This is a genomic window from Streptomyces sp. NPDC051018, assembly GCF_044456085.1.
GTDB lineage: Bacteria > Actinomycetota > Actinomycetes > Streptomycetales > Streptomycetaceae > Streptomyces.
The window spans coordinates 163,128-186,778 of the sequence record NZ_JBITFN010000010.1; the positions used below are offsets into that span (position 1 = coordinate 163,128).

A 23,651-nucleotide genomic window follows, 5' to 3' on the forward strand; every position below is an offset into this window, starting at 1 on the left:
TCCACCGGCACGAGGACCACGACCGGCCGCCCCGCGCCGCCTTCGCGGTCCATGAACCATGGGCCGAGGCGCCGCCGCGGACGGGCCGGGCGCGATTCGACCAGGCGGGGCGCTCTTTCCCGGCGTGCCCTCGCCCTACCGCTCTACGGCGTTGTCCGGACGGCCCTCCCGGCGGCACCTACCGGATCGCAAGCACGCGCATCACCGATATCGAGGGCATCTCCTGAGCACGCTCGGAGGAACGATGGGGCTCTCGACGTCGTCGCCGAGGCCCGGTGCCTGTGGTCGGCTCGTCCGCCGGAGAGGGCTCTGACCGGGCTGGTCTCCTCCGCCGTACGACGTCGTGCACCCAGGCCGTACGGCGGGGGCCATGGCTACCACCCGGATTCCGGCCGCCGGGACCTGTGCCGGAGCCGCCGTACGCCGTAGAGCGCCGCCCCCAGCGCCAGCACGGCGGAGCCCGCCAGGACCGAGGAAGCGGGCAGGGCGAAGGCCAGCACCAGACACCCCACCAACCCGCAGACCGCCGTCATCCGCACAACACCGAACCCGGCCGTACTCGTACCCGTCTCCGTCACTCGAACGGGTGTACCTCGATCCCGGTCGGAACTCAGTGTCCAGGCCGAGGCGTTGGCCAGGGTGTAGTACAGAAGCACTCCGAACGACGAGAAGCCGATCGCCCCGCGCACATCCGCGGTCGCCGCCACCACGGCGACGACCGCCCCCACAGCCAGCTCCGCGCGGTGCGGCACCCGAAAGCGCGGATGCACGGCGGCGAGCGTGCCCGGCAGATGGCCGTCCCGGGCCATCGCCAGTGCTGTCCGTGAGATGCCGAGGATCAGCGCGAGCAGTGACCCGAGGGCCGCCACGGCGGCACCGACCCGTACCACAGGCGCCAGCCACCCGGCGTCCGCCGCCCATACCGCGTCGGCGATCGGCGCCACCGACCGGCCCAGTCCACCGGGCCCCAACACAGAAAGGACCGAAACCGCGACGCCCGCATAGACGAGCAGCGCGATGCCCAGTGCCAGGGGGACGGCCCGCGGGATCGTGCGCGCCGGATCCCGCACCTCCTCGCCCAGCGTGGTGATGCGCGCATACCCGGCGAAGGCGAAGAACAGCAGCCCCGCCGCCTGGAGCACCCCGCCGAACGATGTGTCCGCCCCCGGCTCCAGGCGCCCGAAGTCCGTCGTACCCGAGCCCAGACAGGAGACGATCACCGCCGCGAGAACCGCCGTGACGACCGCCACGATCGCCCGCGTCAGCCATGCCGACTTCTGGATACCGCCGTAGTTCACGGCAGTCAGCACGGCTACCGCGGCCACCGCCACCGTGTGTGCCTGATCCGGCCAGACATACGCGCCGACCGTCAGTGCCATCGCCGCGCACGAAGCGGTCTTGCCCACGACGAACGCCCACCCGGCCAGGTATCCCCAGAACGGGCCGAGCCGTTCCCGCCCGTACACATAGGTGCCGCCCGACGCCGGATACCGGGCGGCGAGCCGGGCAGACGACATGGCATTGCAGTACGCCACCACTGCGGCGAGGGCCAGCCCGAGCAGCAGTCCCGAGCCGGCGGCACGGGCAGCGGGCCCCAGCGCCGCGAAAATACCCGCACCGACCATCGACCCGAGTCCGATCACCACCGCGTCGACGACACCGAGTGACCGTGTCAGCTGCTGCGCCATGGGGCCGCACCCTACTGAGCTGCCGCAACCGCTGTCCGACGGCCCGGCGTCTTCCGTATGACACCGCCACGAAAGGCAGGTTCAAGGCATGAGCATCATCAGCTGGATCATCCTCGGGCTGCTCGCCGGAGCCATCGCCAAGATTCTGCTGCCCGGACGTGACCCGGGCGGTCTGATCGGCACCACACTCATAGGGGTCGCCGGTGCGTTCATCGGCGGCTGGATCTCCGCCCGCTATCTGGACCGGCCGTTCACCAAGGAGTTCTACGACGGGACCACCTGGGCCGCGGCGATAGGCGGCTCCCTGGTGCTGCTGATCGCCTACCGGCTTCTGTTCGGCCACTCCCGCTCACGGTAGTGGGACCGGTCAGCCCGGCAGGCCGGTCTCCCGCAGCGTGATGTTCAGCCGTCCGCTGTGCATACCCGTCGCCGGGTCCGCCGTGCCCGGATACACCTTCGGGACTCCGTGGTACGCGAAGCGCGAGGGGCCGCCGAAGACGAACAGGTCCCCTGACACCAGTTCCACATCGGTGTAAGGGCGCCCGCGCGACTCCGTGTTGCCGAAGCGGAAGACACAGGTATCACCGATGCTGAGGGACACCACCGGCGCACCGGACCGCTCCTCCTTGTCCTGGTGCATTCCCATCCGGGCGGCTCCGTCATAGAAGTTGATCAGCGCGGTGTCCGGGGTGTACTCCTGCCCGACCGCCCCGACCGCCCCGACCGCCCCGACCGCCCCGACCGCCCCGACGTCGCCGTAGGCCACGGCCAGTGCCGTACGGCCCCACTCCACCAGCCAGTCCGGGAACGGGGCGACCCGGGCGCCGTTCACATCGTCCGCGGTACGGCTGTACCGGTAAGGCTGCCAGTGCCAGCCCAGGCACACGGTCCGGACGGACATCACCCCACCGCCCGGCAGCACGGTGTGCCGAAGGGGCACCGGGCCGCGGGCCCAGGAGCGGCAGGCGCCGACCAGTTCCCCCTGGCGCTCGACCGACAGCCATCCGGGCACATGCACCGCGCCCGGGGCGATCACCGTCGGCTCCCTCGGGAAGAGGGCGTCGCCGTTCATGACGTCAGCGCGCCCTCAAGACCCAGGAGGTGTTCCTTGCTCGCCAACCCGCCAGCGTAACCCCGCAGGGCCCCGTCCGAACCGATCACCCGGTGACATGGCCGCACCACCAGCAGCGGATTCCGTCCGATCGCGGTTCCCACCGCCCGGACCCCGGCCCTCGGCGCACCGACCTGCCGGGCGATCTCCCCATAGGTGGCCGTCGTGCCATAGGGGATTTCCTCCAGCGCCTGCCACACCCGCCGCTGGAAGTCCGTGCCCCCGTCCGTCGTGTAGTCGAGGGTGAAATGTGTCAGTCCGTGGTCGAAGTACGAAGTCAGCTGCCGCCCGACCTCCTCGAACGCCGCGGGGGAGCGCCGCCAGCCGTCCTGGACGACCGCGCCGCCCTTCTGGCCGGGCAGTGACAGCGAGGCGAGCGCCGTGCCGCCCCGAGCCGTGGCGGAATCGGTGCCGACGAGCAGCAGCTCGCCCAGCGGGCTGTCGATGGTCGTGTAGACCGTCTCGGCGGTCATGGCTCGTTCCTCTCCTCGGGGTGTGTCCTGCGTTCTCACACCTACGAGTCTGTGCCGCCTCCGCCGTCGAAGCTGGCGGAAATCGGACGTCACGCCCGCCGCCCGCGCGGCGTCGAGGGCCGTACGCCCCCAAGGCCGCTCATCCGGTCCGCAGCCCGGGGCTCCGACCGCCGCCTCGGGCCCAGCGCCGACTCGGTCGCCCGCCCCGCCGACACTGCTCTGTCGACCTGGGGTCGCGGGCGGGTCGGGGTATCGGCTTGTCGCCCGTCGGTCGGCGGTGCCCCGCGGTCATGGCCGGTCGGCCCTGCCCTGCTGGTTCCGATCCGCCGGCCTCCGGGGAGGCCGGCGCGGCCGGCTACATCACCGGTAGTTCACAAATTGCAGGGCAAAGTCGAAGTCCTGCCCCTTGAGCAGGGCCTGCACGGCCTGGAGGTCGTCCCGGCTCTTGGAGCTGACCCGCAGCTCGTCGCCCTGCACCTGGGCCTTGACGCCCTTGGGGCCCTCGTCACGGATGATCTTCGCGACCTTCTTGGCGTTCTCCTGGGAGATCCCCTCCTCGATCGACGCGAAGATCTTGTACTCCTTGCCGGAGAGCTGGGGCTCACCCGCGTCCAGCGCCTTCAGCGAGATCCCGCGCTTGACCAGCTTGGACTGGAACACATCGAGGATCGCGGAGACCCGCTCCTGGGAGTTCGCCTGCATCAGGATCTTCTCGCCGGACCAGGCGATCGACGCCCCGACGTTCTTGAAGTCGTAGCGCTGGGAGATCTCCTTGGCGGCCTGGTTGAGGGCGTTGTCGACCTCCTGCCGCTCGACCTTCGAGACGATGTCGAAACTGGAGTCGGCCATGTCCTGTGGCTCCTTGTATCAGGTTGAAATCAGGTGGAATCGGCTTGCATCGACTGCATGGGATGTGGGTGCGAAAACGGCTGGAGTCCCCGAACCGCTTGGTCAAGCCTAGCCACCCGCACCAGCTCCGAGGGCTGATCAATCCAGTGGCGGAGCACCCCCGGGCATCGGGTATCGTTTACGTCGTCGCCACGGAGCACCGCCCAACAGCGGTCCATCTTGAGGCGATATCCCATGGCGGTGTGCCCGAGTGGCCAATGGGAGCGGACTGTAAATCCGTCGGCTTAGCCTACCCAGGTTCGAATCCTGGCGCCGCCACGCGATGAAAACGGCCCCTGAACTGCGGAAACGCAGGACAGGGGCCGTTTTGCTGTGCGGGGAAAGGGCGTTCTGTCTCCCTCGGCCCGGGGCGACATCGTTCCAGGGCGGAGGGCTGGGGACACCGCGTCCGCCGATTGCCCGGGGGACTCGGCTCCGGGCCGGGGATCGCGGGGAGGCCCGTGCTGTGGAGGGCCCGACGACGTTGCTGGTGGCGTGCGATGGGGTGGCGCCGAAGCGGGGGAGCGGCGGTGGATGCTCCCGGTTGCCTGATGGTCGGCCGATGTCCGGGAAGCCATTCGTAGGAAGTGCGTACGCAATGGCCTGAACCCTGCCCGGTGATCGGGGGACGATCACGTGGGAAGAGCCAGACTTCCGGACAGGGAACCAGCGCGTTGCCGAAGCCGAGAGCCGAGTGAGCAGGGGACTATGCCGGTCTGTCCAGCCATGGCCATGGAAGTGGTGACCCGCGTCCACGCCGGTCCAGCCGGGCGGCGGCGCTCTTCGGGCGGCGCCCCGGCCGGCCGGTGTGGCGGTGCCGGCGCGGAGGTGGGCGCGGTGGTCATCGGTTCCGGTGGCGCCGGAAGCCCCGACACCGCCGACGTCATCGACGCCGGAAGGGCCGGGGCGGGGCCGGATGTGCCGCACGGTGCATCGCGTGCGCAGGGGGCCGGCGCCTCCGCCGCGCGTGCCCGGCGGCTCGGCGTTCCCGCACCACATGTCGGTGCCCCGCGCCGGCAGCTCCGCGTCCCCGCACCGCATGCCCGGCCGGTCAACGCCCCAGCCCTGCGACCCGGTGCCTCCCCGTATGCCCGTAGGAGTAGCGCTCCCGCCCCGCGCCCGGGCAGCGGTCGGACATGAACGGACACCGCCCCGGCACCTCCCGTACCAGTGGCAGGAGCGATACCGAGCCGCAGCGGGCTGTGTACGGGGAAGCCCGGTGGCCGATGGCCGGAGCCGTCGTCGCCGTCATGGTGCTGACCCTGCTGATGCCCGACTACCTGCGTCTGGGGGCGCCCTGGCTGCTCCCCCTCGGCGAAGGGCTGCTCCTGCTGGCGCAGATCGCGGGCGACCCCGGCCGGATCGACCGCCGCTCCGCCGCCCTGCGCACCGTGTCGATCGCCCTCGTCGGCGTGCTGGCTCTCAGCGCCGTCTGGTCGACCGTCCGGCTGGTCGACGACCTCGTCCACGGCGGGCCCGAGACCAATTCCGCCACGGAACTCCTCCAGGCGGGCAGCGTCGTCTGGGTCTCCACCGTGCTGACCTTCTCCCTGCTGTACTTCGAACTCGACGGCGGTGGACCGGCCGCGCGGGCCCACCGTATGCCCGCCGTCCCCGAACTCGCCTTCCCCCAGCAGCTCAGCGCCGATCTGAACGCCGAGGGATGGCGCCCCCGCTTCATCGACTACCTCTATCTCGGCCTCACCAACTCCACCGCCTTCAGCCCCACCGACGTCATGCCGCTGGCCCCCTGGGCCAAGATCGCCATGGCCGTCCAGTCCCTGGTGTCCCTGCTCGTCCTCGGACTCGTGATCGCCCGAGCCGTCAACGTCCTCGCCTGACGGATGCTCCCGGCGTCGGATGCCCCCCGACGTCGGGCGTTCCCCGGCCACGGGCCCGTACGCGTGTGGTGGCCGGCGGGGTGACCGGGATCCGAACGAGAGGTCCTACGCCGCAGGGGCGCTGGTCCCGGGAGTGTCCGCAAGGCGGAAGGACAGCTCGATCTGCCACTTGTTCATGTCCGGTTCGACGCGAGGGTCGGTCAGATACGACTCCAGGCGGCAGCCCCAGCGTTCGGCGCCGTCGATCTCCTTCATGTCCCAGACCAGGCCCTCCCGGTCGGCCCAAGCGCGGAAGGCCGTGATCACGCCGAACAACGTGTCGGGGTGTCCGGTGTGGAGGACGGTGGCGTAGCGGCCGGCGGGGAGAGTACCGATCTGGATGTCCCCCTCGGGAGCGGGCAGCGCGGCGATGGGGATTCCGGCCTCGACCTCCGACTCGGCGGCCATGTCGACGGTGTTGAAGCGGAAGAAGGGCGCTCCGGCGAAGGGGACGCCGTGGCCGTCGAGCCAGCCGATCAGTTCGCCGAGGCGGTCGGCGATCAGGCCGAAGGCGTCCATGCGGACGGATCGGCGGATGAAGGCGTACGGCTGCTCCGGGCGGTCCACGACCGTGGGCTCGATGTCAGACATGTCGTTCCTCATGGCGGATAGGACCGGAAGAAGTGTTCGGATTCATCGCTCGCGCCGGTCCCGTCTCGCGCCCGCCTGACGTACCGACCACGACGACTGCGCCCTTGCTGCTCGGGGCGAACGGGAACGCCCCGACAGCCGCGCCGAGTCCCTGAGGGCCGGGCCCCTCGCGCGCCCGTGCCCCCTCCCGGATGCCTCGGGTGCCTGCCACCGGATCAGTTTCCGGCGATGTTCCGCACGGCCACCGTCACCGGGTCGGAACCGCTGATCAGTTCCAGGGTCAGTCCGGCGGTGGCCGGGGTCTCGATCAACTCGGCCAGCGCCGCGGCCACATCGTCGCGGGGTACGGTTCCACGGCCCGTCGAGGCCGTGAGGCGGACCGCGCCGGTACCGGCGTCGTTCGTGAGGCTTCCCGGGCGCAGAATGGTCCAGTCGAGGTTCTGCCGGGCTCGTACGTAGTCGTCGGCCGCGCCCTTCGCGCGCAGATAGACGTCGAACTGGCTCTCACCCGCGTGCCGCGCGTCCGCGCCCATCGAGGAGACGACGAGAAGCCGGCGTACGCCGGACCGTTCGGTGGCGTCGGCGAACAGGACGGCGGCGCCCCGGTCCACCGTGTGCTTGCGGGCGATACCGCTGCCGGGCCCCGCGCCGGCGGCGAAGACGGCGGCGTCGGCGTTCCGCAGCACCGCGGTCACCTCCTCGGGAGTGGCCGACTCCAGGTCCACCACCACCGGTTCGGCACCCGCTTCGCGTACATCCGCGCTGTGTTCGGGGTTCCGGATGATGCCCGTGACCTCGTGTCCGCGCGCCGAGAGCAGCCGCGACAGACGGAGTGCGATCTGACCGTGTCCTCCTGCGATGACAATGCGCATACATACGACCGTACGTCCCGCCCCGGGTCCCGCCCGGCCGAGCACGACCGGAATCGGCCACAAGCAGTCGTAATGGGGACCGGAAGCCGCCGGAAAGCCGAAGGTGTTCCGTACGGAAGCGGGGCGGCGTCCCCGACCCCGTGCGGGCGGGCCGGGAGCCCGGGCGACCCGGTCCCCGGGAGCGGGCGGGCCCGGACCCGCGGCCCGTATCCAGGGGCGGGCAGGTCCCGAGCCCCGTACGACACAGGACAGTGGGTGCGAAGACTCGACCGGGGCGCCGGAGCGGATCGGGACCCGGACCCGCCCACACCCGCCGGCCCCGGCACCCTCACGGGCGAGCCCGGCCCGGCACCCTCACGGGCCGACTAGACGCCCACCCTTACGCGCGGCCCGGCCCCGCCGGCGTCGCAGCCCCAGGCGCGAGCCCGGCGCCGCAGTCTCAAGGCCGGGCCTGGCGGGGCAGTTCGAGGGCCACCGCCACCGCCGTGTCGCAGTACTCCCGTACCGCGCTCGTCCGCGCCACCACCCGGCCGCGGTGGATGACGATCCTGCTGTACGCGAGGGAGAGCACGCCCGGGAGCCGCTCGCCGCGCACCGCCAGCAGCTCCGCCGGGAACCCGGCCTCCACCCGTACCGCCGGCAGCCCCATCGCCGCCCGCGCGGACTCCGCCACCGCTCCGTAGGCGTCCCGGGCCGCGAGACCGTCCTGCGAGGCCAGCAGATACGCGGCCTCCAGCGGATCGGCACGCCCGACCGGGTTCGACACGTCCCGCAGGGCGCCGCTGCCCGCCGCCACCCGCACCCCGGCCGCGCGCAGCAGCCGTACGGGGGCGTTGCCGCGCTGTTCCACGGCGCCGCAGCCGCCCTGGGGCAGCGCGATCACCGTGACACCGGCCGCCGCGAGCTGGTCCGCCGCCCGGGAGGCGACCTCGCGCGGCAGCCGGGCGAGCCCGGCGCAGGGGCCGATCGCCACCCCGGGCCGCAGTCCGCCCGCCATCGCCGCCAGCCGGGCAAGCCGGGCGGGGTCGTCACCGTGCGTATGCAGATCGACGGGGCAGCCGTGCTCGGCCGCGACCTCCAGCACCGCCTCGGCGTATCCGGCCGGATCGGGATCGGCGTCCGGGCAGCCGCCCACCACTCCCGCGCCCATCTTCACGGCGTCCCGCAGCATCGCCAGACCGTCCGCGCCCGCCACGCCCGTCAGCAGGCGGGGCACCGCGACGGCCGTCAGATCGGCCAGCCCGCGCAGCGACCGGCGCGCCTGGAGGACCGCCTCCAGCGGGCCGAGGCCCTGGACATCCCCGATCCGTACATGCGAACGCAGCGCGGTCGCCCCATGGCCCAGCTGGAGCAGCGCGGCCTCGGTGGCGCGCCGCTGGACGTCCTCCTGCCCGTACGAGACGGGGCCGGGGGAGTCCGCGGTGAGCGCGGTGTCGCCGTGGGCGTGCGGTTCGGCGGGCGCGGGCAGCAGCAGAAAGCCGGTCAGATCCACCCGGGCGCAGTGCGGGGCGAGGCTGCCCGCGGTGCCGACCGCTTCGATACGCCCGCCGCTGAGCCGTACGTCGACGGTGCGGCCGTCCGTCAGCCGGGCGCCGCACAGCAGTAGCGCGGTGGTGTCGGCGGTGGCGCCGTCGGGGGGCTGCGGCAGGCTGTCGGGCATCGCGCTCCTGGGATCGCGCTCCTGTGGGGACGGTCGGGCTGGGGCCGTGTGGAGAAGGGGGGAAGATCACGCAGCCCGGGTCGAGCCTAGGGGTGCCCGGGGCGGGCATCGAGGAGGAGCGGAATAGTCGTACCGGCGTGGCCGTCGGCGTACGCGGGTGGTGGGCCCGGACGCCCGTGGCGGGGAGGATTCCCTGCGTAGGGCGGGGGCGGGCACCTGCGGACGGGCGCGGTGGAGGGGAGTCGCGTGGCGTACATGACGGCCGTGGCCACGGCCCGCGGTGTACGTGCCGGGAGCCCGGCAGGGGCGGGCCGATGCCGGACAGGGGGCCACGAAACGGATTTGGGCGAACGGCGATCGACCGTGTAATGTCTTCATCGCTCGCCCCAATAGCTCAGTCGGTAGAGCGTCTCCATGGTAAGGAGAAGGTCTACGGTTCGATTCCGTATTGGGGCTCTGATGTCGGAGATCCTCGCCTTCGGGCGAGGGGATCCGGTATCGCAGCGGTGTAGCTCAGTCGGTAGAGCAAGCGGCTCATAATCGCTGTGTCACCGGTTCAAGTCCGGTCACCGCTACACACAGTAGCCGATTGCGGGGTCGGTCCTCCGATCGGCTACTCTTTTATGCGTTTGACGTACATCGCCCATCCGTCCGTCCAAGGAGCACTCACGTGGCTGCCACAGACGTCCGCCCGAAGATCACGCTGGCCTGCGTGGAGTGCAAGGAGCGGAACTACATCACCAAGAAGAACCGGCGCAACAACCCGGACCGTCTTGAGATGAAGAAGCACTGCCCGCGCTGCAAGGCGCACACGGCGCACCGCGAAACGCGCTAACTCAGGCTCGTACACGAGGCCGTCCCCGAGTTGGGGACGGCCTCGTGTCGTTTGATCACTGTCATGGCGATCACCGTCAGTATTCCGAGCGGGAAGCCGGTTCTCTCTCAGCAGCCGGTTCAGCCCCGAGCCTCAGTATCCAGTCTCAGCCCCGAGCCTCAGTACCAAGTCTCAGTACCGGGTCTTCTCTCAGCATCCAGAGACCTCTCTCGGTATCGATCTTTCCCTCGCCGGTCATCTCTTTGTGCCGGTCACTTTTCTGACCCGGTCACTTCTGAGACCGCGCGGGAGCAGATCCACATCGGGGAAGTCGCCGGTGCGCCGGGGGTGAACCGGACCGTGATCAGAAGTCCGAGAACCAGATAGTCCGACAGTGAAAACAGCTCGATACACCACAGGTTCTGTCAGGAGCAGGAGGGAGCCAGTCCATGGCGCTCGACCAGTCCTTCGTGGGGCGGAGCTATCCGCCCACCCCGCCCTATGAGGTCGGCCGGGAGAAGATCCGTGAGTTCGCCGACGCGGTGGGGGACACCAATCCGGCGTACACGGACCAGGAGGCCGCGCGGGCGCTCGGCCACCCCGATGTGATCGCCCCGCCGACCTTCGCCTTCGCGATCACCTACCGGGCCGCCGGAGTGGTCGTCCAGGACCCGCAACTGGGTCTGGACTACGACCGGGTGGTGCACCGCGAGCAGCGGTTCGCGTACACCAGGCCGGTACGGGCGGGGGACCGGCTGGCGGTCGTCTCCACCATCGAGAGCATCAAGTCCCTCGCGGGCAACGACATCCTGGAGATCCGGGGCGAGGTGCACGACCAGGCGGGCGGGCATGTCGTGACGGCGTGGACCAAGCTGGTGGCGCGCGCCGCCGAGGAGGCGTGATGACGGCGAGGATCTCCTACGCGGACGTCGAGGTCGGCACCGAGCTGCCGGCGGGGAACTTCTCCGTGACCCGGGCCACGCTGGTGCAGTACGCGGGCGCCTCCGGGGACTTCAACCCCATCCACTGGAACGAGAAGTTCGCCGTCGAGGTCGGGCTCCCGGATGTGATCGCGCACGGCATGTTCACCATGGCCGAGGCCGTACGGGTCGTGACGGACTGGGTGGGGGACCCGGGCGCGGTCGTCGAGTACGGCGTCCGGTTCACCAAGCCCGTCGTCGTGCCCAACGACGACAAGGGCGCGCTGATCGAGGTCAGCGGGAAGGTCGCCGCGCTGCTGGACGACAACTGCGTGCGGGTCGATCTGACGGCCGTCAGCGGAGGAGAGAAGGTGCTGGGGATGTCCCGCGCCGTGGTCCGCCTCGCCTGAACCGGGCGGGACCGTACCGTACGCGGCGGGCCGTACCGTACCGGTGGCGGGGCGCCGGCCGTCCCGGTCGGAGTCGTCCGAGTCGTCCGAGTGACGGGCAGCCGGGGCGACCGGCTTCCGGCGGGGCGGCGCGGACGGCACCCGGGCGTGACCGTGTTCAGGTGACCGGCCGGGCCCGCTGTCCGGGCGGTTCGGACATCCGCAGGCCCCAGGCCCCCAGGTCCGCAGGTCCGGATGGTCACGTAGCCAAGGGCGCCCCGCCAGGGGGGCATGGTGGGGCGCCCCTTGCCCATGCCGGGCCCCGCCGGGCGACTCGCCAGGATCCGCCGGGCCCCGGCGAGTCGCCCGGCAGGAGCCCCATTGACAATGTAGTGATAGGTCACTAACTTAGTCCTCATGGCAAGGATGAGTGCGGAAGAGCGGCGCGAGAGCGTCATTCGTGTCGCCATGAGCGAGTTCGCCCGGGGCGGTTACCACGGCACGTCCACCGGGACGATCGCCGAGCGGGTCGGGGTCTCCCAGCCGTATCTCTTCCGCCTGTTCAAGAACAAGAGGGAGCTCTTCCTGGCCGTCGCGATCCGCTGTATCGAGGAGACCCCCCAGGCGTTCGCCGGCGCACTGGAGGAGTGGCCCGACAGGTCGCCCAAGGAGGCGATGGCGCTGGCCTATCAGCGCCTGATCGGCGACCGCGAGCGGTTGTTGATGCAGATGCAGATCTATGTCGCCGTGGCCACGGCGACAGCCACGGGGGACGTCGAGTTCGGAGAGAGGATCCGGTCGGCATGGGTCCGGATCTGGGAGCAGGCGCGCGGCGCGCTCGGCGGCGACGATCACGACGTCACCGAGTTCATGGCGTACGGAATGCTGATCAACACCCTGGTGTCGCTGGGCTTTCCCGGCGACCACCGGGTGTGGCGCGAGCTGATCATGGACGGTGAGCCGACGTGCGCCGCTCCGGACCGTGCCCGGCCCGGTGCCCGGGCGGCCGCGGAGGCCGAAGCGGTGCCTCGCGAGGAGGACGGTGCTCCGTCCTCCGGAACGGGTTCCAGAGCCTGATCCCGTCGTGGGATCGGGGCAGCCGGAAATCGCATGTGTGCCAATCAATGGGCCGACGTCTGCCCATTGAAGTTAGTGATCAATTACTACATTCACTTCTCGGACCACTGAGCCACTGGGGAATCCATGAATCAGCCAATCGTCCGGCGTGCCAGCGCCGCCTGGACCCTCGTCATCACCAGCGCCGCCGGCTTCATGGCCGCGCTCGACAATCTGGTCGTGACCACGGCCCTGCCCTCCATCCGCGAGGACCTCGGCGGGGAACTGGCCGATCTCGAATGGACGGTGAGCGCCTATACGCTCACCTTCGCCGTCCTGCTGATGCTCGGTGCGGCGCTCGGGGACCGCTTCGGCCGCCGCCGGCTCTTCATGGCCGGTCTGACGATCTTCACCGTGGCCTCCGCCGCCGCCGCGCTGGCACCCGGGATCGACGCGCTGATCGCGGCACGAGCACTCCAGGGAGTCGGCGGCGCGATCATGATGCCGCTCACCCTGACACTGCTCACGGCCGCGGTCCCGCCCGCACGGCGCGGTGCGATGCTCGGCATCTTCAGCGCCGTGACCGGGCTCGCGGTGGCCAGCGGTCCGCTCGTCGGCGGCACGCTGACCGAGCATCTGTCCTGGCAGTGGATCTTCTGGCTCAATGTGCCGGTCGGTCTCGCCCTGCTGCCGCTCGCCCGGCTGCGTCTCGCGGAGTCGTACGCGCCGAACGCCCGGCTCGACATCCCCGGCACCCTGCTCGTCAGCGGCGGCTTCTTCGGCATCGTCTACGCGCTGATCAACGGTCACGCGGACGGCTGGACCAGTGCGCCGATCCTCACCGGGCTGATCGTGGGCACGGTGCTCCTGATGGCGTTCGTACGCCACGGCATCGTCGGCAAGAACCCCATGCTCCCCATGCGCCTCTTCCGTGACCGGGCCTTCACCGGGATCAATATCTCCAGCACGCTGATGTTCCTGGGCATGTTCGGGGCGACCTTCCTGCTGAGCCAGTTCCTCCAGAACGTCCTCGGTTACTCGCCCACCGAGGCGGGGCTGAGGATGCTGCCCTGGACCGGGATGCCGCTGCTCATCGCGCCGTTCGCCGGTCTGCTCTCCGACCGGATCGGCGGCCGGCCGCTCGTGGCCACGGGGCTCGCGCTCCAGGCGGTCGGGCTCTCCCTCTTCGCCCTGGTCCTGGAGCCGGGGGTGTCGTACGGGGCCCAGCTGCCCGCCCTGATCATCAGCGGTGTCGGAATGTCGCTCTTCTTCGCCCCGGCCGCCAGCGTGGTCATGTCCAGCGTGCGGCCGGGAGAGCAGGGCATGGCCTCGGGGGCCAACAACGCCCTGCGCGAGGTCGGCGGTGCGCTCGGTGTCGCGGTGCTGGGAGCGGTCTTCGCGGCGCAGGGTGGCTACGGGACTCCCCGGATGTTCGCGGACGGGATCGTTCCGGCGCTCTGGATCGGCGCGGCGGCGGTGGCCGTGGCCGCGGTGGCGGCCCTGCTGATCCCGGCGCGCCGGAAGCCGGCCGCGGCGGGGGTGGCGGACGAGTCGGTCCAGTCGGACACGGCGGCAGAGCAGGACGAGCAGGACGAGCAGGACGAGCAGGACGAGCAGGACGAGCGGAAGGCCGTGGCGGTCTGAGGCCGCGGCGGGGGCGTCCCGCGGACTAGCGGGGCGAGGGTGCCCGGGGCGTTCGCTCCGGGCACCCGCACTTGTTCGCTCCGGGCACCCGCACCCGTTGTCCCGGCCGGATGCCCCGGAACCACCCCCGGTCGAGCCGCGGCGCCGATCGGGAGTACGCGGGGCGGGACCGTACGCTTGTCGGGTGCAGGAACTCTATGACGCCCCCCTCGCTCCCCTGACCACCTTCCGGCTCGGCGGGCCCGCCACCCGGCTGGTGACCGCCGAGACCGACGACGAGGTGATCGCCGCCGTCCGGGAGGCGGACGACACGGGGACCCCGCTGCTGATCATCGGCGGGGGCAGCAATCTGGTCATCGGGGACAAGGGGTTCGACGGCACGGCCCTGCGGATCGCGACCCAGGGGTTCCGGCTCGACGGCACGAAGCTGGAGCTGGCCGCCGGCGAGGTATGGACGGACGCGGTGGCCCGTACCGTCTCCGCGGGGCTCGCGGGAATCGAGTGCCTGGCCGGGATTCCCGGTTCCGCGGGGGCCACTCCGATCCAGAACGTCGGCGCCTACGGCCAGGAGGTCTCGTCGACGATCACCGAAGTCGTCGCGTACGACCGCCGGGAGGGGGAGACGGTCGTACTGTCCAACGCCGCATGCGAGTTCTCCTACCGCCACAGCCGCTTCAAGCAGCACCCCGACCGCTATGTCGTGCTGCGCGTCCGGTTCGAGCTGGAGGACGCGGAGGGGCTGTCGGCGCCCGTCAAATACGCGGAGGCGGCCCGTGTTCTCGGAGTCTCGCCCGGCGACCGCAAGGAACTCGCCGTGGTCCGGCTGGCCGTCCTCGGACTGCGCGGCGGCAAGGGCATGGTCCTGGACCCCGAGGACCACGACACCTGGTCCGCCGGATCCTTCTTCACCAACCCCGTCCTCGGCGCCGACGAGTACACCGTCTTCCTCGACCGCGTCCGCGCCCGGCTCGGCGACGGGGCCGCCCCGCCCGCCTACCCCGCGGGGCAGGGGCGCACCAAGACCTCCGCGGCCTGGCTGATCGACAAGGCGGGCTTCACCAAGGGGTACGGGAACGGCCCCGCCCGTATCTCCACCAAGCACACCCTCGCCCTCACCAATCGCGGTGAGGCCACCACCGAGGATCTGCTGGCGCTTGCCCGCGAGGTCGTCGCCGGGGTGCGCGAGGCGTTCGGAGTCACCCTGGTCAATGAACCGGTGACGGTCGGCGTCAGCCTTTGATTTTCTGATCACGGCGCTGAGCGGTCACGGCGGAACCGGCTTCCCCGAACGGAAGCGCACTTCACCCCCGGTCCGCTCCGTTCAGTACGCGACGCCGACGCACTGCTTCACCGTCAGCGGGTCGTCCGCCATCGCGAGCATCGCATGGGCCACATCGGCGCGTCCGATGGTCCGGGCGCTGCGCGGATTGCCGCCGACGGCGGTCCGGTAGACACCGGTCAGGGGCTTGTCCAGCAGCCGGGGCGGCCGTACGGACGTCCAGTCCACGGCGCTCGCGGCCAGCTCGGCCTCCATGGTCCGGAGGTCGGCGTACAGCTTCGTCAGTACGGTGCTGACCACGGCCGACAGGGCCCTGTCCAGCAGCGGCTCGCCGTCGGGGTGTCCGGCGAGGGGAGCGGCCGAGACCACCAGCAGCCGGCGAGTGCCCTCCGCCTCCATCGCGGTGAGCACCGAGCGCGTGAGCGCGGTCACGAGTCCGGCGTCGGACAGCTTGCGCAGACCCAGGCCCGAGAGCACCGCGTCCCGGCCCCCGACCACCTCGCGCAACGGCCCGGGGTCGGCCAGTTCGGCCCGGAACAGCGTGAGGCCGGGGGTCCCGGGCCCCGCCCCCGGAAGCGTGAAGCGGGCCGGATCGCGTACGACCGCCGTCACCTCGTGGCCCGCGGCCAGCGCCTGCCCCACGATCTCCCGGCCGATACCGCCGGTCGCCCCGAACACGGTGAGCCTCATGGCCCGCACCTCCAGGTGGGTAAGTATTCACTCACTCCTAGAGTGGGTAAGTACTCACTCACTCGTCAAGTCCGGTCGGAGGAACCATGCAGAAACCGGCCCGCGCCCGCATCCTCGACGCCGCCCATGAACTGATGCTCAGCCTCGGCCTCGCCCGCACCACCACCAAGGAGATCGCCCGGGCGGCCGGCTGCTCGGAGGCGGCCCTCTACAAGAGCTTCACCGGCAAGGAGGAGCTGTTCATCGCCGTACTGAACGAACGGCTGCCGAAACTCGCCCCTCTGCTGAGCGATCTCACCGCCAGGCCCGGAGAGGGCAGCCTGGAGGAGAACCTCACCGAGGTCGTCCGCCGGGCCGCGGGCTTCTACGCCCAGACCTTCCCGATCGCCGCCTCCCTCTACGCCGACCCCCGGCTCAAGGCCCGCCACGAAGCCGCCCTGCGGACGATGGGCAAGGGGCCGCACATCCCGATCCAGGGGCTGGACGCCTATCTGCGGGCCGAGCGGAGCGCCGGCCGGGTCGCCGCGGACGCCGACACCTACGCGGCCGCCTCACTGCTGCTCGGCGCCTGCACCCACCGGGCCTTCGCCTACGACGGTGACGAGGGCGGGGTGGCCGCGCCCCCGCTGGACGAGTTCGCCGCCGGTCTCGTCCGGGTGCTGCTGCGGGGGATCAGCCCGTGAGGTGACCGGGAGGGCCGGTGCGCCGGCCGGGAGGACCGGCGTGGTGGCCGGGGGCGCCGGCCAGCCAGTCGTCGACCCCGGCGAGCAGCTTGTTCCGGACATCCTCGGGGGCCGCCGAGCCGCGCACGGACTGCCGGGCCAGTTCGGCCAGTTCGGCGTCCGAGAAGCCGTGGTGCTCCCGCGCGAACTCGTACTGGGCGGCCAGCCGCGACCCGAAGAGCAGGGGGTCGTCGGCTCCGAGGGCCATCGGCACCCCGGCCTCGTACAGCGTCCGCAGCGGTACGTCCTCGGGCTTCTCGTACACCCCCAGCGCCACGTTCGACGCGGGGCACACCTCGCAGGTGACCCCCCGGTCGGCGAGCCTCCGCAGCAGGCGCGGGTCCTCGGCGGCCCGTACGCCGTGCCCGATGCGGGCGGCGCCCAGATCGTCCAGACAGTCCCGTACGGACGCGGGGCCGGCCAGTTCGCCGCCGTGCGGGGCCGCCAGCAGCCCGCCCTCCCGCGCGATCGCGAAGGCGCGGTCGAAGTCCCGTGCCATGCCCCTGCGTTCGTCGTTCGAGAGCCCGAAACCGACGATCCCGCGGTCCGCGTACCGGACGGCCAGCCGGGCGAGGGTCCGGGCGTCCAGGGGGTGCTTCATACGGTTCGCCGCGACCAGGACGCTCATACCGAGCCCGGTCCGGCGCCGCGCGCTCTCCACCGCGTCCAGGATGATCTCCAGCGCGGGAATCAACCCGCCCAGCATCGGCGCGTACGAGGTGGGGTCGACCTGGATCTCCAGCCACCCCGAACCGTCCCGTACGTCCTCCTCCGCCGCCTCCCGCACCAGCCGCTGGATGTCCTCGGGGGAGCGCAGACAGGACCGCGCGATGTCGTACAGCCGCTGGAAGCGGAACCAGCCGCGCTCGTCGGTGGCCCGCAGCCGGGGCGGCTCTCCGCCGGTCAGCGCGTCGGGCAGACGGACGCCGTACTTGTCGGCCAGTTCGAGCAGGGTGGCCGGCCGCATCGAGCCGGTGAAGTGCAGATGCAGATGTGCCTTGGGGAGCAGGCCGACATCACGTACGCGTTCCATTCTCGGATCTTGCCGCACCGCTCGGGCACGCGGCAGCCGGTTTCCCCGATCGGGCGCTTGCCCGAACGCAGAACCGGGCGGGGGCGGCGGAATCTCTCCGACCGCCCCCGCCCGGTTCCGAGTGGGGCCGTCGCCGCTCAGTCGCGCGCCTCGGCGAGCAGCTTCTGGAGGCGCGAGACACCCTCCACCAGGTCCTCGTCGCCGAGCGCGTACGACAGCCGCAGATAGCCCGGCGTACCGAACGCCTCACCCGGTACGACCGCGACCTCGGCCTCGTCCAGGATCAGCCCGGCCAGCTCCACGGAGCTCTTCGGGCGCTGTCCGCGGATCTCCTTGCCCAGAAGGGCCTTGACCGACGGGTAGACGTAGAACGCCCCCTCCGGCTCGGGGCAGAACACGCCGTCGATCTCGTTGAGCATCCGTACGATCGTCTGCCGGCGGCGGTCGAAGGCGGTGCCCATCTCGGCGACGGCGTCCAGGTCCCCGGAGACGGCGGCGAGCGCGGCGGCCTGCGAGACGTTGGCGACGTTCGAGGTGGCGTGCGACTGGAGGTTCGCGGCGGCCTTGATCACGTCCTTGGGGCCGATCACCCACCCCACGCGCCAGCCCGTCATGGCGTACGTCTTGGCCACACCGTTGACGACGACGCACTTGTCGCGCAGCTCGGGGACGACCGCCGGGAGCGAGGTGAAGGCGGCGTCACCATAGACGAGGTGCTCGTAGATCTCGTCCGTCAGCACCCACAGGCCGTGCTCGACGGCCCAGCGGCCGATGGCCTCGGTGTCCTCACGGCTGTAGACCGCGCCGGTGGGGTTGGAGGGGGAGACGAAGAGCACGACCTTCGTACGCTCGGTGCGCGCGGCTTCGAGCTGCTCGACGGAGACGCGGTAACCGGTCGTCTCGTCGGCCACCACATCGACCGGGACACCGCCGGCGAGCCGGATCGACTCGGGGTACGTCGTCCAGTACGGCGCGGGCACGATGACCTCGTCGCCCGGGTCGAGGATCGCCGCGAACGCCTCGTAGATCGCCTGCTTTCCGCCATTGGTCACCAGGACCTGCGCGGGGTCGACCTCGTAGCCGGAGTCCCGCAGGGTCTTCTCGGCGATGGCCTTCTTCAGCTCGGGCAGGCCCCCCGCCGGGGTGTAGTGGTGGAACCGCGGGTTGCGGCAGGCCTCGACGGCGGCCTCGACGATATAACCGGGCGTCGGGAAGTCCGGCTCGCCCGCGCCGAAACCGATCACCGGACGCCCGGCGGCCTTGAGGGCCTTGGCCTTGGCGTCGACGGCGAGGGTCGCGGACTCGGAGATCGCGCCGATGCGCGCGGAGACCCGGCGCTCGGTGGGTGGGGTTGCAGCGCTCATACGGTCCATGGTCCCAGACGGGAATCGTGCCCGGCGCAAGTGTTTCGACCTCCGGACACGGGGCACGGCGGCTGCTACCGGGGCCGGATCCACGGACGGGATCACGGAGCGGAACGCGGGAAGACCGGCGAGCGCGGCCGAGCGGAACCCGGGGGAGCGGCGCGGTGGCCCGCCGGCAGGGGGCCGCCGGGAGAAAGCGGACGGCGCGGGACGGTGTGACCAGGGACACCGGCGGGACTCGGCCACCCTCCGGAGTGACCAAGAACCGTTGCGGGGCTATCTGTTCGACGCGGGCCCCGGGACCACGTACACTCACTGGTCGTTGGCCCTCACCGACCACGTCCACGGATGCGGTAGGTTGGGGACGCCACAAAGGGTCGTAGCTCAATTGGTAGAGCACTGGTCTCCAAAACCAGCGGTTGGGGGTTCAAGTCCCTCCGGCCCTGCTACACACACCTTCGCCAGGATGTGTGCGCATGTACGTAGATTCAAATGAACCGCCGTGCGGCTCCACCGGGCGCGGCACGGCCACGACCCGGGATTCAGGTGAAAGAAAGTGACGGACGCCGTGGGCTCCATCGACACGCCTGATGCCGAGGACGAGGCGCCCCAGGAGAAGCCCCGCAAGGGCGGCAAGCGCGGGAAGAAGGGCCCTCTGGGCCGCCTCGCGCTCTTCTACCGGCAGATCGTCGCCGAGCTCCGCAAGGTCGTCTGGCCCACCCGGAATCAGCTGACGACCTACACGACCGTGGTGATTGTCTTCGTCGTCATCATGATCGGTCTGGTGACCGTGATTGACTATGGGTTCCAGGAAGCCGTCAAGTACGTCTTCGGCTGATCCCGCGAAGGATCGTCGGCCGGGTCGTATCGGTGCGGCGGACTTTTGCATGTGCCACCCATCTGTATCCAGGAAGAAGCAGCCACCGTGTCTGACCCGAACCTGAACGAGGCCGTTGAGCCAGGCGACGAGAACTTCGAGTCCGCCGAGTCCGCCGAGGACGAGCTCGACATCGTTGAGGCGGCGGACTCCATCGACCCCGATGAGGCGGAAGCTGCTGACGCCTCGGCCGGTGAGCCGGCCGAGGAGTCCGCGCTCCACGTCGAGGACGACACCGAGGCAGTGACCGAGGTGGCCGCCGAGGGCGAGTCCGCGGGCGAGGCCGAGGCCGCCGACGAGGTTCCCGCCGAGCCCGAGGCTCCCGTGGACCCGATCGCCGCGCTCCGCGAGGAGCTGCGGGTGCTGCCCGGCGAGTGGTACGTCATCCACACGTACGCCGGGTACGAGAAGCGGGTCAAGGCGAACCTGGAGCAGCGCGCCGTCTCGCTGAACGTCGAGGAGTTCATCTACCAGGCCGAAGTGCCCGAGGAAGAGATCGTCCAGATCAAGAACGGCGAGCGCAAGAACGTCCGCCAGAACAAGCTTCCCGGTTACGTCCTGGTCCGGATGGACCTCACCAACGAGTCCTGGGGCGTCGTCCGCAACACCCCCGGCGTCACCGGCTTCGTGGGCAACGCGTACGACCCGTACCCGCTGACCCTGGACGAGATCGTCAAGATGCTCGCACCGGAGGCGGAGGAGAAGGCCGCGCGCGAGGCCGCCGAGGCCGAGGGCAAGCCGGTTCCGTCCCGCAAGGTCGAGGTCCAGGTGCTGGACTTCGAGGTCGGCGACTCGGTCACCGTCACCGACGGCCCGTTCGCCACGCTCCAGGCGACGATCAACGAGATCAACGCCGACTCGAAGAAGGTCAAGGGCCTGGTCGAGATCTTCGGTCGCGAGACCCCGGTCGAGCTGAGCTTCGACCAGATCCAGAAGAACTGACCGAGACCCACCGAAGCGGTCGCGACCACCCGGGTCCAGCGGGACCCGGATGCGCTCCGCTGTTGGAACATATGCCTCCGATCAGGTCGGAACCGCCCCTGTGGCAGTTCTGACCTGTCGGTTTTTAACCGTGCAGCCATACCCGTTATCGTTGTGCGGTATGCCTCCATCCGGATGATCGGGTGGGGTGCTGGAAACTCTCACTAGGACCCGGAGAGAGCAATGCCTCCCAAGAAGAAGAAGGTCACGGGGCTGATCAAGCTCCAGATCCAGGCCGGCGCGGCCAACCCGGCTCCGCCGGTCGGCCCCGCCCTGGGGCAGCACGGCGTCAACATCATGGAGTTCTGCAAGGCCTACAACGCCGCGACCGAGTCGCAGCGCGGGATGGTCGTGCCGGTGGAGATCACGGTCTACGAGGACCGTTCCTTCACCTTCATCACCAAGACTCCGCCGGCCGCCAAGCTGATCCTCAAGGCCGCGGGTGTGGACAAGGGCTCCGGCGAGCCGCACAAGACCAAGGTCGCCAAGCTGACGCGCGACCAGGTCCGTGACATCGCCACCACCAAGATGCCCGACCTGAACGCCAACGACCTGGACGCCGCCGAGAAGATCATCGCGGGTACTGCCCGTTCGATGGGGATTACCGTCGAGGGCTGACGAGCGAACTCGTGCAGTGGCCGGCTGAGGTACGAGGCCGTCCGCGGAGCGAGTGAGTGAGAGAAGCCCGAGCACACATGCAGTGGGCTGAAGGTTCCGTACGGCACCTGTGGTAGGGCCAAGCGCTGGTCCGCACCACAACTCCACACCTGAACGAAACAAACAGGAGCAGAAGTGAAGCGCAGCAAGACTCTCCGCGCTGCGGACGCCAAGATCGACCGGGAGCGTTCGTACGCCCCGCTCGAGGCCGTCCGTCTCGCGAAGGACACCGCGTCCACCAAGTTCGACGGCACCGTCGAGGTCGCTTTCCGCCTGGGCGTCGACCCGCGCAAGGCCGACCAGATGGTCCGTGGCACCGTGAACCTTCCGCACGGCACCGGCAAGACCGCCCGGGTCCTGGTCTTCGCGACCGGTGACCGTGCCGAGGCAGCGCGTGCCGCGGGCGCCGACATCGTCGGCGCCGACGAACTGATCGACGAGGTGTCGAAGGGCCGTCTGGACTTCGACGCCGTCGTCGCCACCCCGGACCTCATGGGCAAGGTCGGCCGTCTCGGCCGGGTGCTCGGTCCGCGTGGTCTGATGCCCAACCCGAAGACCGGCACCGTCACCCCCGATGTCACCAAGGCCGTGACCGACATCAAGGGCGGCAAGATCGAGTTCCGCGTCGACAAGCACTCGAACCTGCACTTCATCATCGGCAAGGTCTCCTTCGACGAGACGAAGCTGGTCGAGAACTACGCGGCGGCGCTGGAGGAGATCCTCCGTCTTAAGCCGTCCGCAGCGAAGGGCCGCTACATCAAGAAGGCGACCATCACCACGACGATGGGCCCCGGCATCCCGCTGGACTCCAACCGCACCCGCAACCTCCTCGTCGAGGAGGACCCGGCCGCCGTCTGATCCCGGCGACGACCGGGGAGCGCGTGAGCGTTCGCAGACCGGAACGGTCCCCGCGCCTCTGTGGAGGCGCGGGGGCCGTTTTCTTGTGTCCGCTTTCTCGTGTCCGCCTTCCTTCCGTCCGCTTCCTTGTGTTCGGGGCCTTGTCACAGGGGTGCGTTACGGTGCAGGAGATCTGAAGACAATCAAGGGGTGGGTCATGAGCAAATCCGCAATCAGGCGCGTGGGCGTCTCCCTCATGGCGTTGGCCGTGATGACCGGAGCGGCGGCCTGTCAGAGCGGCGACGGGAACGGGGGCGGCAAGAAGCAGGCCGGGGAGAAGGCGGCGAACAGCGGGATACAGTCCACCGCCGAGGTCACCAAGGTCCTGACGGCCGCGTACAGGAAGACCTCGGACGCGAAGTCCGCGAAGGTCGACATGACCATGAAGATGCCGGCCGGGATGGACGGCGGCGGCGACATGGAGATGTCCGGTGTCATGGGGTGGGATCCCACGGTGATGGACATGACCATGAAGGGTTCGGCCTTCGCGCCGGCCGCCGCTCAGGGCGGGCCCGAGCAGGTCCGGATGGTCTGGGTCGACAACGTCATGTACATGGACATGGGGGCCGCGGCCGCCAAGGACATGGACGGCAAGCGCTGGATGACCTTCGACCTGGCCTCCCTGGCCGAGCAGTCCGGTGACAAGGCCCTCCAGAAGCAGCTGACGGGCAGCCTGGAGAGCATGAACCAGAGCCCGGCCGAGCAGCTGGCGGTGCTTCTGGAGTCGAAGAGCATCAAGCACATCGGCCCGGAGAAGGTCGGCGGTGTCGAGACCCAGCACTACAAGGGCACGCTCACGGTCGCCGAGATGGTCGACGCCAATGAGTCGCTGGTCCTCGACGCGGAGGAGCGCAAGGCGCTGCTCGACGGGGTGAAGAAGGCGGGCATCACCGGGTACGACACCGAGGTCTGGGTCAACGCGGACGGCTTCCCGGTCAAGATGGACATCGGGATCACCACCCCCCAGGGCACGATGGAGATGGTCGCCAACTACTCGGACTACGGGGCGAAGGCCACGGTCCAGGCGCCGCCGAAGCAGGACACCTTCGACCTCATGGAGATGATGAAGAACCTGGGGCAGGAGCCTGGGGCATGAGCGGTGCCGCGTCCTCGTAACGACGGACCCTGAAGCCGGACCGGCCCGTGCACCGGCTCCGCCCGGACG

The 23,651-nt window shown here is 70.3% G+C and carries 24 protein-coding genes and 4 tRNA genes; 18 read left to right on the forward strand and 10 right to left on the reverse strand.

What is annotated here, in order from left to right:
• Nucleotides 1-374: 374 nt before the first annotated feature.
• Nucleotides 375-1,688: an APC family permease gene (locus ACIBCM_RS19145; protein ID WP_399244673.1), complete on the reverse strand. Its 1,314-nt coding sequence runs from the start codon at nucleotides 1,686-1,688 to the stop codon at nucleotides 375-377.
• 88 nt (nucleotides 1,689-1,776) lie between these two features.
• On the opposite strand from ACIBCM_RS19145, the gene ACIBCM_RS19150 reads away from it, so the two are divergent.
• A complete protein-coding gene (locus ACIBCM_RS19150; protein WP_399244674.1) occupies nucleotides 1,777-2,046 on the forward strand; it encodes a GlsB/YeaQ/YmgE family stress response membrane protein in 270 nt (89 codons plus the stop codon).
• A gap of 9 nt (nucleotides 2,047-2,055) precedes the next feature.
• Here the strand turns inward: ACIBCM_RS19150 and ACIBCM_RS19155 are convergent, their stop codons facing one another.
• The 3 genes from ACIBCM_RS19155 to ACIBCM_RS19165 all read right to left on the reverse strand — a co-directional run bounded on the left by ACIBCM_RS19155 (nucleotide 2,056) and on the right by ACIBCM_RS19165 (nucleotide 4,121).
• Nucleotides 2,056-2,760: an alpha-ketoglutarate-dependent dioxygenase AlkB family protein gene (locus ACIBCM_RS19155; protein ID WP_399244676.1), complete on the reverse strand. Its 705-nt coding sequence runs from the start codon at nucleotides 2,758-2,760 to the stop codon at nucleotides 2,056-2,058.
• The gene (locus ACIBCM_RS19160) at nucleotides 2,757-3,272 is read right to left on the reverse strand and encodes a methylated-DNA--[protein]-cysteine S-methyltransferase (RefSeq protein WP_399244678.1); all 516 of its coding nucleotides are present in this window, start codon (nucleotides 3,270-3,272) and stop codon (nucleotides 2,757-2,759) included. Before ACIBCM_RS19160 ends, ACIBCM_RS19155 begins: the two co-directional genes overlap by 4 nt.
• Before the next feature lie 360 nt (nucleotides 3,273-3,632).
• Nucleotides 3,633-4,121, reverse strand: a complete 489-nt coding sequence (locus tag ACIBCM_RS19165) for a YajQ family cyclic di-GMP-binding protein (protein WP_399244680.1) — start codon at nucleotides 4,119-4,121, stop codon at nucleotides 3,633-3,635.
• Nucleotides 4,122-4,357: 236 nt separating this feature from the next.
• Between ACIBCM_RS19165 and ACIBCM_RS19170 the strand changes: the two genes are divergently transcribed.
• Both ACIBCM_RS19170 and ACIBCM_RS19175 read left to right on the forward strand, forming a co-directional pair.
• Nucleotides 4,358-4,439: transfer RNA gene (locus ACIBCM_RS19170), tRNA-Tyr, on the forward strand.
• A gap of 947 nt (nucleotides 4,440-5,386) precedes the next feature.
• Nucleotides 5,387-6,001: a hypothetical protein gene (locus ACIBCM_RS19175; RefSeq protein ID WP_399244681.1), complete on the forward strand. Its 615-nt coding sequence runs from the start codon at nucleotides 5,387-5,389 to the stop codon at nucleotides 5,999-6,001.
• Nucleotides 6,002-6,106: 105 nt separating this feature from the next.
• On the opposite strand, the gene ACIBCM_RS19180 is transcribed toward ACIBCM_RS19175, so the two are convergent.
• The 3 genes from ACIBCM_RS19180 to ACIBCM_RS19190 form a co-directional block, all read right to left on the reverse strand.
• A complete protein-coding gene (locus ACIBCM_RS19180) occupies nucleotides 6,107-6,631 on the reverse strand; it encodes a GyrI-like domain-containing protein (protein WP_399244683.1) in 525 nt (174 codons plus the stop codon).
• Between the two features lie 215 nt (nucleotides 6,632-6,846).
• Nucleotides 6,847-7,503 carry an SDR family oxidoreductase gene (locus ACIBCM_RS19185; protein WP_399244685.1) on the reverse strand — a complete coding sequence of 219 codons (657 nt, stop codon included), beginning with the start codon at nucleotides 7,501-7,503 and terminating at the stop codon, nucleotides 6,847-6,849.
• 439 nt (nucleotides 7,504-7,942) lie between these two features.
• Nucleotides 7,943-9,163, reverse strand: a complete 1,221-nt coding sequence (locus tag ACIBCM_RS19190) for an amidohydrolase family protein (RefSeq protein WP_399244687.1) — start codon at nucleotides 9,161-9,163, stop codon at nucleotides 7,943-7,945.
• A 383-nt stretch (nucleotides 9,164-9,546) separates the two neighbouring features.
• On the opposite strand from ACIBCM_RS19190, the gene ACIBCM_RS19195 reads away from it, so the two are divergent.
• The 8 genes from ACIBCM_RS19195 to ACIBCM_RS19230 all read left to right on the forward strand — a co-directional run bounded on the left by ACIBCM_RS19195 (nucleotide 9,547) and on the right by ACIBCM_RS19230 (nucleotide 15,226).
• Nucleotides 9,547-9,619, forward strand: a tRNA-Thr gene (locus tag ACIBCM_RS19195).
• Nucleotides 9,620-9,665: 46 nt separating this feature from the next.
• Nucleotides 9,666-9,738: transfer RNA gene (locus tag ACIBCM_RS19200), tRNA-Met, on the forward strand.
• Nucleotides 9,739-9,833: 95 nt separating this feature from the next.
• Nucleotides 9,834-9,998 carry a 50S ribosomal protein L33 gene (rpmG, locus tag ACIBCM_RS19205; RefSeq protein WP_006347275.1) on the forward strand — a complete coding sequence of 55 codons (165 nt, stop codon included), beginning with the start codon at nucleotides 9,834-9,836 and terminating at the stop codon, nucleotides 9,996-9,998.
• A 428-nt stretch (nucleotides 9,999-10,426) separates the two neighbouring features.
• Nucleotides 10,427-10,879, forward strand: a complete 453-nt coding sequence (locus ACIBCM_RS19210) for a MaoC family dehydratase N-terminal domain-containing protein (RefSeq protein ID WP_399244690.1) — start codon at nucleotides 10,427-10,429, stop codon at nucleotides 10,877-10,879.
• Nucleotides 10,879-11,307: a MaoC family dehydratase gene (locus ACIBCM_RS19215; protein WP_399244692.1), complete on the forward strand. Its 429-nt coding sequence runs from the start codon at nucleotides 10,879-10,881 to the stop codon at nucleotides 11,305-11,307. Before ACIBCM_RS19210 ends, ACIBCM_RS19215 begins: the two co-directional genes overlap by 1 nt.
• A gap of 396 nt (nucleotides 11,308-11,703) precedes the next feature.
• Nucleotides 11,704-12,363: a TetR/AcrR family transcriptional regulator gene (locus ACIBCM_RS19220; RefSeq protein WP_399244694.1), complete on the forward strand. Its 660-nt coding sequence runs from the start codon at nucleotides 11,704-11,706 to the stop codon at nucleotides 12,361-12,363.
• A gap of 126 nt (nucleotides 12,364-12,489) precedes the next feature.
• On the forward strand, nucleotides 12,490-13,986 hold the full coding sequence (locus tag ACIBCM_RS19225) for a DHA2 family efflux MFS transporter permease subunit (RefSeq protein WP_399244696.1): 1,497 nt from the start codon (nucleotides 12,490-12,492) through the stop codon (nucleotides 13,984-13,986).
• A 184-nt stretch (nucleotides 13,987-14,170) separates the two neighbouring features.
• Nucleotides 14,171-15,226, forward strand: a complete 1,056-nt coding sequence (locus tag ACIBCM_RS19230; RefSeq protein WP_399244698.1) for a UDP-N-acetylmuramate dehydrogenase — start codon at nucleotides 14,171-14,173, stop codon at nucleotides 15,224-15,226.
• 81 nt (nucleotides 15,227-15,307) lie between these two features.
• Here ACIBCM_RS19230 and ACIBCM_RS19235 read toward each other — a convergent pair whose 3' ends face one another.
• On the reverse strand, nucleotides 15,308-15,955 hold the full coding sequence (locus tag ACIBCM_RS19235; protein ID WP_399244700.1) for an NAD(P)-dependent oxidoreductase: 648 nt from the start codon (nucleotides 15,953-15,955) through the stop codon (nucleotides 15,308-15,310).
• 86 nt (nucleotides 15,956-16,041) lie between these two features.
• Between ACIBCM_RS19235 and ACIBCM_RS19240 the strand changes: the two genes are divergently transcribed.
• Nucleotides 16,042-16,638, forward strand: a complete 597-nt coding sequence (locus ACIBCM_RS19240) for a TetR/AcrR family transcriptional regulator (protein WP_399244702.1) — start codon at nucleotides 16,042-16,044, stop codon at nucleotides 16,636-16,638.
• Here the strand turns inward: ACIBCM_RS19240 and ACIBCM_RS19245 are convergent.
• Together ACIBCM_RS19245 and ACIBCM_RS19250 are read right to left on the reverse strand one after the other, a co-directional pair.
• Nucleotides 16,628-17,710, reverse strand: a complete 1,083-nt coding sequence (locus tag ACIBCM_RS19245; RefSeq protein ID WP_399244704.1) for an adenosine deaminase — start codon at nucleotides 17,708-17,710, stop codon at nucleotides 16,628-16,630. The two genes, ACIBCM_RS19240 and ACIBCM_RS19245, sit on opposite strands and share 11 nt — an antisense overlap.
• Nucleotides 17,711-17,847: 137 nt before the next feature.
• Nucleotides 17,848-19,074, reverse strand: coding sequence for a pyridoxal phosphate-dependent aminotransferase (locus ACIBCM_RS19250; RefSeq protein ID WP_399244706.1), 1,227 nt, complete (start codon nucleotides 19,072-19,074; stop codon nucleotides 17,848-17,850).
• A 373-nt stretch (nucleotides 19,075-19,447) separates the two neighbouring features.
• Between ACIBCM_RS19250 and ACIBCM_RS19255 the strand changes: the two genes are divergently transcribed.
• The 6 genes from ACIBCM_RS19255 to ACIBCM_RS19280 all read left to right on the forward strand — a co-directional run bounded on the left by ACIBCM_RS19255 (nucleotide 19,448) and on the right by ACIBCM_RS19280 (nucleotide 23,582).
• Nucleotides 19,448-19,520, forward strand: a tRNA-Trp gene (locus ACIBCM_RS19255).
• Nucleotides 19,521-19,630: 110 nt separating this feature from the next.
• Nucleotides 19,631-19,912 carry a preprotein translocase subunit SecE gene (secE, locus tag ACIBCM_RS19260; RefSeq protein WP_399244708.1) on the forward strand — a complete coding sequence of 94 codons (282 nt, stop codon included), beginning with the start codon at nucleotides 19,631-19,633 and terminating at the stop codon, nucleotides 19,910-19,912.
• 87 nt (nucleotides 19,913-19,999) lie between these two features.
• The gene (gene nusG / locus ACIBCM_RS19265) at nucleotides 20,000-20,893 is read left to right on the forward strand and encodes a transcription termination/antitermination protein NusG (RefSeq protein WP_399244710.1); all 894 of its coding nucleotides are present in this window, start codon (nucleotides 20,000-20,002) and stop codon (nucleotides 20,891-20,893) included.
• A gap of 222 nt (nucleotides 20,894-21,115) precedes the next feature.
• On the forward strand, nucleotides 21,116-21,550 hold the full coding sequence (gene rplK, locus ACIBCM_RS19270; RefSeq protein WP_123188882.1) for a 50S ribosomal protein L11: 435 nt from the start codon (nucleotides 21,116-21,118) through the stop codon (nucleotides 21,548-21,550).
• Nucleotides 21,551-21,724: 174 nt separating this feature from the next.
• The gene (rplA, locus tag ACIBCM_RS19275; RefSeq protein WP_399244713.1) at nucleotides 21,725-22,447 is read left to right on the forward strand and encodes a 50S ribosomal protein L1; all 723 of its coding nucleotides are present in this window, start codon (nucleotides 21,725-21,727) and stop codon (nucleotides 22,445-22,447) included.
• A gap of 196 nt (nucleotides 22,448-22,643) precedes the next feature.
• On the forward strand, nucleotides 22,644-23,582 hold the full coding sequence (locus tag ACIBCM_RS19280; RefSeq protein WP_399244714.1) for a hypothetical protein: 939 nt from the start codon (nucleotides 22,644-22,646) through the stop codon (nucleotides 23,580-23,582).
• The last annotated feature ends 69 nt before the right edge of the window (nucleotides 23,583-23,651 follow it).